Origin of the sequence: Pseudomonas sp. B26(2017) (assembly GCF_002113045.1) — a bacterium.
Classification (GTDB): domain Bacteria; phylum Pseudomonadota; class Gammaproteobacteria; order Pseudomonadales; family Pseudomonadaceae; genus Aquipseudomonas.
In genome coordinates, this window is sequence record NZ_NEJJ01000001.1 from 1 (window position 1) to 9,248 (window position 9,248).

General features: G+C 53.8%; 12 protein-coding genes. 9 read left to right on the plus strand and 3 right to left on the minus strand.

Translation table 11 applies throughout. The features are described 5' to 3' along the window. Positions 1–241: 241 nt before the first annotated feature. Positions 242–601, minus strand: coding sequence for a hypothetical protein (locus CAF79_RS00005; protein ID WP_085695858.1), 360 nt, complete (start codon positions 599–601; stop codon positions 242–244). A gap of 99 nt (positions 602–700) precedes the next feature. Between CAF79_RS00005 and CAF79_RS00010 the strand changes: the two genes are divergently transcribed. From CAF79_RS00010 to CAF79_RS00025, 4 genes are all read left to right on the plus strand, one after another. Further along, a complete protein-coding gene (locus CAF79_RS00010; protein ID WP_085695859.1) occupies positions 701–2,131 on the plus strand; it encodes an IS1182 family transposase in 1,431 nt (476 codons plus the stop codon). Between the two features lie 438 nt (positions 2,132–2,569). Next, complete coding sequence (locus CAF79_RS00015; RefSeq protein ID WP_085695860.1) at positions 2,570–3,718, plus strand: hypothetical protein; 1,149 nt, start codon at positions 2,570–2,572, stop codon at positions 3,716–3,718. After that, the gene (locus tag CAF79_RS00020; RefSeq protein ID WP_085695861.1) at positions 3,715–4,098 is read left to right on the plus strand and encodes a hypothetical protein; all 384 of its coding nucleotides are present in this window, start codon (positions 3,715–3,717) and stop codon (positions 4,096–4,098) included. The genes CAF79_RS00015 and CAF79_RS00020 overlap by 4 nt, the downstream gene beginning before the upstream one ends. 84 nt (positions 4,099–4,182) lie before the next feature. Continuing rightward, entirely contained in the window at positions 4,183–4,569 is a 387-nt protein-coding gene (locus CAF79_RS00025) for a hypothetical protein (protein WP_085695862.1), read from the plus strand. 105 nt (positions 4,570–4,674) lie between these two features. On the opposite strand, the gene CAF79_RS00030 is transcribed toward CAF79_RS00025, so the two are convergent. Further along, positions 4,675–5,037: a DUF6124 family protein gene (locus CAF79_RS00030; RefSeq protein WP_085695863.1), complete on the minus strand. Its 363-nt coding sequence runs from the start codon at positions 5,035–5,037 to the stop codon at positions 4,675–4,677. Positions 5,038–5,596: 559 nt separating this feature from the next. On the opposite strand from CAF79_RS00030, the gene CAF79_RS00035 reads away from it, so the two are divergent. From CAF79_RS00035 to CAF79_RS00050, 4 genes are all read left to right on the plus strand, one after another. Continuing rightward, positions 5,597–6,922, plus strand: a complete 1,326-nt coding sequence (locus tag CAF79_RS00035; protein WP_085695864.1) for a hypothetical protein — start codon at positions 5,597–5,599, stop codon at positions 6,920–6,922. Further along, entirely contained in the window at positions 6,919–7,302 is a 384-nt protein-coding gene (locus CAF79_RS00040; protein WP_085695865.1) for a hypothetical protein, read from the plus strand. Before CAF79_RS00035 ends, CAF79_RS00040 begins: the two co-directional genes overlap by 4 nt. Before the next feature lie 65 nt (positions 7,303–7,367). Then, positions 7,368–7,748, plus strand: coding sequence for a hypothetical protein (locus tag CAF79_RS00045; protein WP_085695866.1), 381 nt, complete (start codon positions 7,368–7,370; stop codon positions 7,746–7,748). A gap of 54 nt (positions 7,749–7,802) precedes the next feature. Continuing rightward, positions 7,803–8,192: a hypothetical protein gene (locus CAF79_RS00050; protein WP_085695867.1), complete on the plus strand. Its 390-nt coding sequence runs from the start codon at positions 7,803–7,805 to the stop codon at positions 8,190–8,192. Positions 8,193–8,260: 68 nt separating this feature from the next. Here the strand turns inward: CAF79_RS00050 and gspI are convergent, their stop codons facing one another. Then, complete coding sequence (gene gspI, locus CAF79_RS00055; protein WP_085695868.1) at positions 8,261–8,641, minus strand: type II secretion system minor pseudopilin GspI; 381 nt, start codon at positions 8,639–8,641, stop codon at positions 8,261–8,263. Positions 8,642–8,788: 147 nt separating this feature from the next. Between gspI and gspG the strand changes: the two genes are divergently transcribed. Further along, on the plus strand, positions 8,789–9,247 hold the full coding sequence (gene gspG, locus CAF79_RS00060; RefSeq protein ID WP_011334561.1) for a type II secretion system major pseudopilin GspG: 459 nt from the start codon (positions 8,789–8,791) through the stop codon (positions 9,245–9,247). The last annotated feature ends 1 nt before the right edge of the window (position 9,248 follow it).

Sequence of the window (9,248 nt, forward strand, 5' to 3'; positions counted from 1 at the left end):
GGGGTGGAGAGGTTGGGGGAGGGGGTGGAGATGCCTAGGTTGGTTAGGCCGTGATTTTTATAGGGGGTAGTTATTTGGATGGTTCAGTTGGGCGGTGGGTATGGATCGCCTGGGACGTGATTGATTGCTTTTGATCAACTGAAGGACATGTGTCGTAAATGTCTGCTTTCGGCCCAGAGTGTGTAAAAACGAAAGCCGTCAAAATCGGAAGCGAATAAATCTACATTGCTGCCGCAGGTAACTAGTAGTACCCAAGCGTTTGTAACGTTCTGGCAAGATTCAGGACAGGTTGTAATTTTTCATCAAGCAACGTCCACCACTCGTGCTCAACCCATTCACCAGTCTCTATCTGGTGCATGGGTGGCATCCAATCTTTATGTCGATCGAAAACATCCGGGATGGCTCGTGCTAGGGCTGATAGTTCATTTTGGGTAAAGCCCTCTTTTTGAAGCTCAACGGCCTTCGCCAGCGCCACACGATAATCTTCAACGTAAGTCATCGCTGGAGTGGAACTAGCGATCTGTATCAGTTCGGGCAGTGCTGACTCTAGTTTCTTAAGCTGACTCAATCTGTCCGCGTTCGTGTAACGGTATTCAGCCATTGTGATTCCCTACTTTCTGTTGGCATTTTTGCACCAAAATGCTCTCTGAACTTGCGCGACCACCTATAATTTCCTCGGAAATCATCGCAAGGATCGCCTATGAAGCGCTTTATTCAAGGTGAACATCGAGGCCAAAGTACTTTACTTCCCGAGAGCCTCGATGACTATGTCAGCGATACCAATCCGGTGCGCGTAGTCGACGTCTTCGTCGACGAACTCGACCTGGTCAATCTGGGTTTTGAAAGTGCCATTCCAGCCGATACTGGGCGGCCTGCTTACCACCCCGCGATCTTGCTGAAGATCTACATCTATGGCTATCTCAACCGCATTCAGTCGAGCCGGCGGCTGGAACGAGAAGCTCAACGCAACGTTGAGTTGATGTGGTTGACCGGGCGTTTGATGCCGGACTTCAAGACCATCGCCAACTTCCGGAAAGACAACAGCAAGGCCATCCGAGGCGTCTGTCGCCAGTTCGTGGTGCTGTGTCAGCAGTTGGGACTGTTCGGCGAAAATCTGGTCGCCATCGACGGCAGTAAATTCAAGGCAGTCAACAACCGCGATCGCAATTTCACCAGCGCCAAACTGAAGCGGCGAATGGAAGAAATTGAATCGAGCATTAATCGTTACCTGACGGTACTCAATGCTGCCGATCGGCAAGAACCCGAAGCTTCCGAGCCCAACGCCGCGCGACTGGAAGAGAAAATTGCCAAGCTGAAGATACAAATGAAGGAGCTCCGGGCGATTGAAATCCAGCTCAACGAATCTCCGGATAAACAGGTCTCACTGACCGATCCAGACGCCCGTTCCATGATGACGCGCGGCACTGGAATCGTCGGTTACAACGTGCAGACGGCAGTCGATACTCAGCACCATTTGATCGTTGCACATGAGGTGAATAACGTCGGCTCCGACCGCGATCAACTCAGCTCAATGGCCAAGCAGGCCCGCGAGGCGATGGCATCGGAAATGCTGTCGGTAGTGGCTGATCGAGGCTACTTCAAAAGCGAACAAATCCTGGCTTGTCACGATGCCAACATCACCGCCTATGTGCCCAAGCCAATGACCTCTGGAGCCAAGGCAGACGGGCGTTTCAATAACGATGCCTTCATCTATGACTCGGCAAAAAACGAATACATATGCCCGGCTGGCGAAGCGCTGATCTGGCGCTATAGCAACGTTGAAAAAGGTCTGAAGTTGCACCGTTACTGGAGTTCGAAATGCCAGGGCTGCGCGCTGAAGTCGCAGTGCACACCGAGCACGGAACGACGGGTTCGACGCTGGGAACATGAAGCCGTACTGGAAAAAATGCAGGACAGGCTGCGCAACGCGCCGGAGATGATGCGAATCCGCAAAAGGACAGTTGAGCATCCCTTCGGGACGCTTAAACAATGGATGGGTGCAACGCATTTCCTGACGCGAAAGCTGGCAGGGGTGAGTGCAGAGATGAGCTTGAACGTGCTCGCCTATAACTTGAAACGGGTCATGAAAATCATTGGTGCCAATGGTTTAATGAAAGCGCTGTCAGCCTAAAAAAGGCCGGTTTTGACCCGGTCAGAGGCTGTAAAACAGTATTGGTGTGCTCCAGGTCGTCACCCATGCAAGCCTTGACTCTAACCATGCGATCGCTCAGCCGACGAAGTTTGTTGCTCCAAGACGATGAGGTAATGAGCGTTTTTACACACTCTGGGCCACTTGCGTACGTCCTTTTTGGCCGAAAGTAGCTGCCGTTATTGGACGTGATGGCAGCTAAACACAGAATAGCCTGGCCGCAATCACTGTGGATGGCCATCTGCTGCCATACAACGATCCTCCCTCACCAGTTATCCTGCGCACCCCGCGAATGGCAGGAATCAGCCGTTTGGGCACAGCTTTTTAGGTTTTGTCCTACAGCCAGCATTTGGGCTTTTTCGATAGCGTCGGACTGTCAGAAACCCAAGCCGGGATTCCCGAAGTGAACAAGGATGATTCATGAGTGAAATTGGAAACGTACCGAGGCCCGCGCAACCTAACCCGCCAAGAAAAAAGGTCTACCGTGGCGTAGAACCGACCGATCTGCACGCCAAGTATTGGGCCGAATACCCTGAGGCACCGGCAGAGAAACCGGCTGCGGCGAAGACAATAGCGGAACCCGGTTTCTACATCGTTCAGCAAGTCATGCCGCGTTCTGCTCTGGAAGCAGCGTTGTTCGATAAGCCGGATGGCGTAACTCTTGAGAAATTCTCGCGCCTCAATCCTCACGTCACCGGTTACGCCAAGCCCGGGCAGCTCATCGTGTTGAGCGATCCGAACAATCCCCAGTGCACACGTGAAGAAGCGTTGCTCATGGAAGCGGCTCAGAAAGTGGACGCGGCACTCAAGCCCATGTCCGACGAAGAAGCGAGTTTCATGGTCCGCTATCGGAGCCAGATAGAATCCGTTCTTTCGCAAGGCTCTACATCAATCGGTGTCGGTGAATCGATCTTCGCCAAGAATCTTGAAGACGTGAAAACTTCGCTAAAGGAAATTGAAACGCTGCATCAGAAAAGTTTTCAGCGTGACGGTCACTTGCGTAGTTCGGAGTTTTTTGACGAGCGTGCACGGCTGTTTGCCAAGCTTGATAGACAGCTCACCGGGTTAACCAGAAAGGGCATCGGTTTCCCTGATCATCCAAGTCTGAAATCAGCTCTCGGTATCTCAAGCAAAAGCCTGGTGCATCACTGGACTCTGGCCGGTGCACCGGGACAGATACCCGGTTATGCCACTCACGCAGAAGGTGTCGCCAGAGCAGCCAAGGTTGTGAAGTATGGCGGCTGGGTGGGTACAGCCGTAGGTGGCGGGGCTTCTTACATGAAGGTTCAAGAAGTTTGTGCAGCTGGTAATAAAGATGCCTGTGAAAAGATTAAATACACGGAGGGCGGTAGCTTCGTTGGTGGGGTGGCCGGTGGCGCGATGGCAGGTGCAGCACTGACTGCGCCTGTAGTAGGTGCAATCTGTGTGGGGCTTGGCGTGCCTACGGGTGGATTAGGCACCCTCGCTTGCGGCGTGGTAGTCGTAGCTGGAGGCTCATTTGCCGGCGGGGCGTTAGGAGGCGCCGGCGGTGAAATGTTCGGCGAAGTGATTTACGAGGTGACTAAATGAATACCGCTGAACTGATAGTCGGAGGATTGTGTGGCGTAGTGATTATCTCGATGTTCATCTGGATCGGGATTGCCCTCTACATCGCACACATCAAGATGGACGTGATCCTTGAACACCTCAAAAACAGCTCTGCCGGCACCAGGTTAGCTGCGTTAAAGCACGGTGGGGCGTGGGGGAAGCTGCTTTTAGTGGGTGGCGCCTCTGGTCTCGTTACATTCACGAATTTCTATATGAGACGCGGCACGCTCAGCGCCGATGATGTGGAGAGCTTTCCCAGCTCTCTCAAGCAGAAACTTGTATTGATGCAATGGAGTGCAATCTTGTTGCTTTCTGCGATGGTTGTGCTGGTTGCTTTGGGGAAATCAGGTGTACTCAGGTAACCGAATGAGGTGCTTGTTCAGCCCCGTTTGAACCTTGGAGACCGCAGCCGTATGGGCTGGTGAGAAGATCTACGAGGCAGGTAAATGGGTTTAAACGTTGTTGATAAGGTGCTTCTGTTCATTGCCATCGTGGATCTTGCAGGACTTGTTCTTTGGATAGGAGTCTGTTTGCACCTTGCGTATACGAAGATGGATCTGATGTTGGAGCATCTGAAGAATTGCTCAGTCATCATGACTCGCGCTCCGCTTCGGCATGGTGGGCCTTGGGGAAAGCTTCTTCTTGTAGGCGGTATCTCGGGAATTGTGACGTTCCCCAGTTTTTATTTGAAAAGGGGCGAGCTGAACTCTCAAGATCTAGCCAATTTCCCAGCCTCCCTTAAACGCAAGCTGGTAGTGCTGCAATGGAGCGTGATTTCTCTGTTATTGGTCATGATCAGCTTTGGGATCGCAGTTAAGTCCGGCTTTGTCTAGCGTTGCTGCACACAATAAAAAATGCTCATTTGGCCGAGGTCGTCAGTCACACCTGACAACCTCGGCCATTTTCTTTCCGGCTTTTGATCTACAGCGCCCAGCCGCTTACGTCTTCACCTCAACATGATCCAACGCCTGATTCACCGCCAGCTCGCTCAACATCACCAACTGCGCAATCCCGATCGCCGTCTTGCGATGACCAGGCTCCAGCGTGGCTGCAAAGTTGTTGAGCATTTCGCTCGCCGATCCCAATGATTCGCTGGCGTTTGCCAGCAGGGATTCGGTGTTGTAAGCCGGGTTGGCCAGGTACATGGGATCGTGCTTGGTGTGGCTGCCCATGATGCGTTGTTGCGGGGTGAGGTAGTGATCGAGGGCGCGTTCTGCGGCTTCGTTGAGGGTTCGGGAATCGGGAAATTTGTAGGGTGAAACCGGGTCGGTTTCGGGGGGATTGGGTGTTGGCTTGAACATAGATGTATCTCCATATGGGACTTAAGGAGCCATCACTCTCGCTACCAAACGAGGGGTGGTGGCCATACGAAGGTTGGTAGACCGGCCCATATGGAAAATCCGGCGCGCCCGAGGGCGCCCTGCGCATGGCCACCATAAAACGGATGCCGAATAGGTATCTGAGCTAGGTGACGTAATGCGTCATATGGGAGGTCGGGCTACCAAACCCGATCACTGTTTTTCAGTGACCCGGAAACGATAAAACCCGCACCCCAGACGCACAAGCCGGCGGATTCTGGCGTAGTCGTAGGCAATGGCGCAAGGCGTTGTAGCCTTGAGGAAGTAACGGTGGATGTCTTTAAACAGTATTCAGAAAGTCGCTTAAACAGACGGAGTTTCACAGACCAGTAACTAACCCGCGTCGTCTTTATTGGGCTCTGCTGGCGCATAGCACTGATGATTCGGGTCCGGAACCCGTAGCTAGAAATCCGGATTTTCCCTACAACGAACACCGATCCATCCTGCATTCAAACCTGAGCCCGTTCGCCAAAGTCCCCCGTTTTCAGAACGGGACACGGACGTGACCAGACTTATCCCGCAAAGCGAACTCCATGGCCAGCGCGACCAGATCCTCGATTCCTACCAAGCCTTGGAAGACTTCCGACAGGCATTGAATCGCCCGGACGACTTGCCCGGATTCGATGACCTGTTAAACGCCATGGGCCTGCATCGTTCGAACTACATGCAAGGCGCGAATGAGCGAAAACTCATTGATGCTGTGCGTAACGGTGAGTGGGCACTGGTGAAACCGCGCACGGCTACAGACAGCGGCGGCGCCTCCTGGAACGCCTTCAAACCCAAACCCGAGCCACCTCCCGCACAACACCTGGTGGAGGAACACGCCTACACCTTGCCGCAACCCGCTGAATCGGGTTTTCACATTGTTCAGAAATCCATGACGCTCGAAGCGCTTGAACGGGAGTTGTACGAAGTCAGGCCCGGTGAATCACTGCGTCGTGAATTCCGGTCACTCAATCGACATCTCGGTGAGCAGGTCAAGCCAGGGCAAATGGTCTTGTTCAGCGATTCACGCAACTACATGTGCCGGCACGAAGAAGCACAGATGATGGCCGCTGCGGAAAAGGTGAACGAGGCGTTGAAAGATCTCTCGGATGAAGAGGCTTCGTTCATGGTTGAGCATCATGAAGTCATTGAGCCGTTTCTGGAGGTGTCGGCGGGCACATTGGGCGTGGCGTCATTCATGATCGGCCATCATCTGGAAGGATTGAAAAACACCCTCAAAGAGTTGGAGCAACTGCATCAGCAGCAATACACCCAACATCGCCATCTGCATTCCCCGGAGTTCTTTGCCAAACGCAAGCGTCTGATGGCGAAACTGGACGCCAGCCTTGGGCCGCTGGTACGCAAAGGCACCGGTCTGCCAGATCATCCAAAACTCAAACGTGCACTGGGATTGTCCAGCCGCCGAATTGTTCACCGGTGGGGCAAGGCAGGCGCACCGGCACAACTGCCCGGATATGCAACCAACATTGCGGGCGTTGCCAGAGCAGCGAAGTTCATGAAGGGAGGTGGCTATCTCGGCATAGGTCTGCAACTGGGCGCGTCCAGCTCAAAAATCTACGAGGTATGCGCGTCCGACCGCGAGGCAGAATGCAGGCAAGTGAGGTTTGTTGAGGGAGGGAAAATGGTCGGCGGTACCGCCGGAGCTCTCGCTGGTGGATATTTCGGCGAGAAAGTAGGTTCGGCGGTATGTGCGAAGTTGAAAGGAATGGGAAAACTGGTGTGTGTGCTTGTGGTCGGTGCGGCAGCGTCCGTGGAGGCAGGAACTCAGATGACTGAAGGTGGCGCGTATTTAGGACAAAAAATCTACGAGTATTCCGAATGATAGAAGTCAACAGCACGGTATATGCCTTGGCTTGGGGAGTGCTGATCCTGCTCGCAGTGATCAACTGCGCAATGATTTTCTACGCCGTTTATACAAAACTCGAAGCGCTGGAAAACCACTTTGACGAGTGGCTTTACCTGACCACGGACTGGCGTTCTTCAGGTGGGAGTTTTCACTGGAGATCTCGTCGAATGGCAGAGGTCAGCCGGTTGATTACCTCCAAGAGTATCCAACGGCAGGAACCGTTGCTGATCGACGCTGTTCAACAACTCCCCAGAGGACTCAGGTTCTGGGCTACGTGTCCGTTTCATGTCGGCTATTTCGTCTGCGGTGGGACGTCACTGCTTTGGCTGTATGGGAAATACAGAGGTTTTTTGTAATGGGGCAAAGCGAAAAACTGTGGTGGTGAGTTTTCAGGACAAAAAATCTACGAGTATTCCGAATAATGGAAATCACCCAATCAGCATTCGCTTGGGCCTGTGGAACGCTGATCCTGCTGGGCATCATCAACTGCGCAATGATTTTCTACGCCGTTTATACAAAACTCGAAGCGCTGGAAAACCACTTTGACGATTGGCTATACCTGATCACGGACTGGCGTTCTTCAGGTGGGAGTTTTCACTGGAGAACTCTTCGAATGGCAGAGGTCAGCCGGTTGATTACCTCCAAGAGTATCCAACGGCAGGAACCGTTGCTGATCGACGCCGTTGAACGCCTTCCCAGAGGACTCAGGTTCTGGGCTACGTGTCCGTTTCATGTCGGCTATTTTGTGTGCGGCGGGACTGCGGTGCTTTGGCATTACGGGAAATACAGAGGTTTTTTGTAATGGGGCAAAGAGAAAAACAATCCCTCGGTGAAGTGGTTTACGAAGTCTCTCCCCATGACTGAAATCAAACTTCTGTTCGCCGCCACTGGCATTGGGTTATTGGTGCTGATCATTTCCAACGTTCTGGTGATGATTTATGTCGGGTATTTCAAGCTTTCCGAAATCGAGTCGCACCTTGAAAATTGTTATCTGCTCCAGAATTGCCCGCAGAAAGGAAGTGCCGGTTTTTGGGCGCGCAGGCACAGGCTCAATCTGATCACTGCTTTGCTTCGCAAGCGTCCTTCGCGCCTGTTGCTGGATAATCCGAACGCCCTCGAAGATGTCCGGCGCCTTCCGCTGAATTTGCGGCGGTGGATCGAAATTCCATATCGATTGAATGCATTTTCTCTGCTGGGAATTCTGGCCTTGTATGGTTGGGCGGAATATCTAGGGCTGTTCGAGTAAGTGCCGTTGAGAAGCCGGTCGTCTATCAAAGGGTCTTGGTGGTCCGACGCTTCGAGGGGGGGGTAGGGCTAAGGACTTTCCGGCCGGCTAAGCAACGTCTCCAGCCGCGCAAGCGGCGGCGCCTCCTGGCTGCGATTAAAAACCTGCACCCCAACCTTGAGCAACCGCCCATTCTCTGCCGTACCAATCACCTGCTCACACCGCAACAACAACCGCCCTTGATCACACTCAACCGCCTTGACCCCCATCGGCAATCGCCCCTCCAGCCGCAATTCCGCCATCCGGCTCTGCGCCGCAATCATCGCAATCGAGCGATCCCGTAAAACCCCGCTGCTCTGCGTCATCAACCCCGCCACGCGCACGGCGGCGGACATGGCCACGGCAATGATGGCCAGCGCCACCATCACTTCAATCAGGGTGAAACCCGCTTCTCGGGAACGTGCTCGCATAAGTGGCCCAGAGGCAAAACACAGCCCTCGACGCTAACCCCCGTGCTTGACGGCTTGACGACGAAAACACCCGAGGATTTTCAACATCCCTGACATATCTTCTTGCAACACTGCGCGTCGAATCGAATCAAGCCAGGGAATGACGAGATGGATATCGCGCAATTCAAACAGCCCAGTCGACCGAGCCGCATGCCCCGTGGGCAGCAGGGTTTCACGCTGATCGAGATCATGGTGGTGGTGGTGATTCTCGGGATTCTGGCGGCGATGGTGGTGCCCAAGGTGCTTGATCGGCCGGATCAGGCGCGGGCCACGGCGGCGAAGCAGGACATTGGCGGGTTGATGCAGGCGCTGAAGCTGTATCGCCTCGATCACGGCACTTACCCGAGCCAGAGCCAGGGTCTGAAAGTGCTGGTGGAGCGGCCGGCCGATGCGAAGAACAGCAACTGGCGCTCGTACCTGGAGCGCCTGCCGAATGACCCGTGGGGTCGTCCTTATCAGTACCTCAATCCCGGTGCCAACGGTGAGATCGACATCTTTTCCCTCGGCGCCGACGGCCAGCCTGACGGCGATGGCGTGAATGCCGACATCGGTTCCTGGCAGTTGTAAG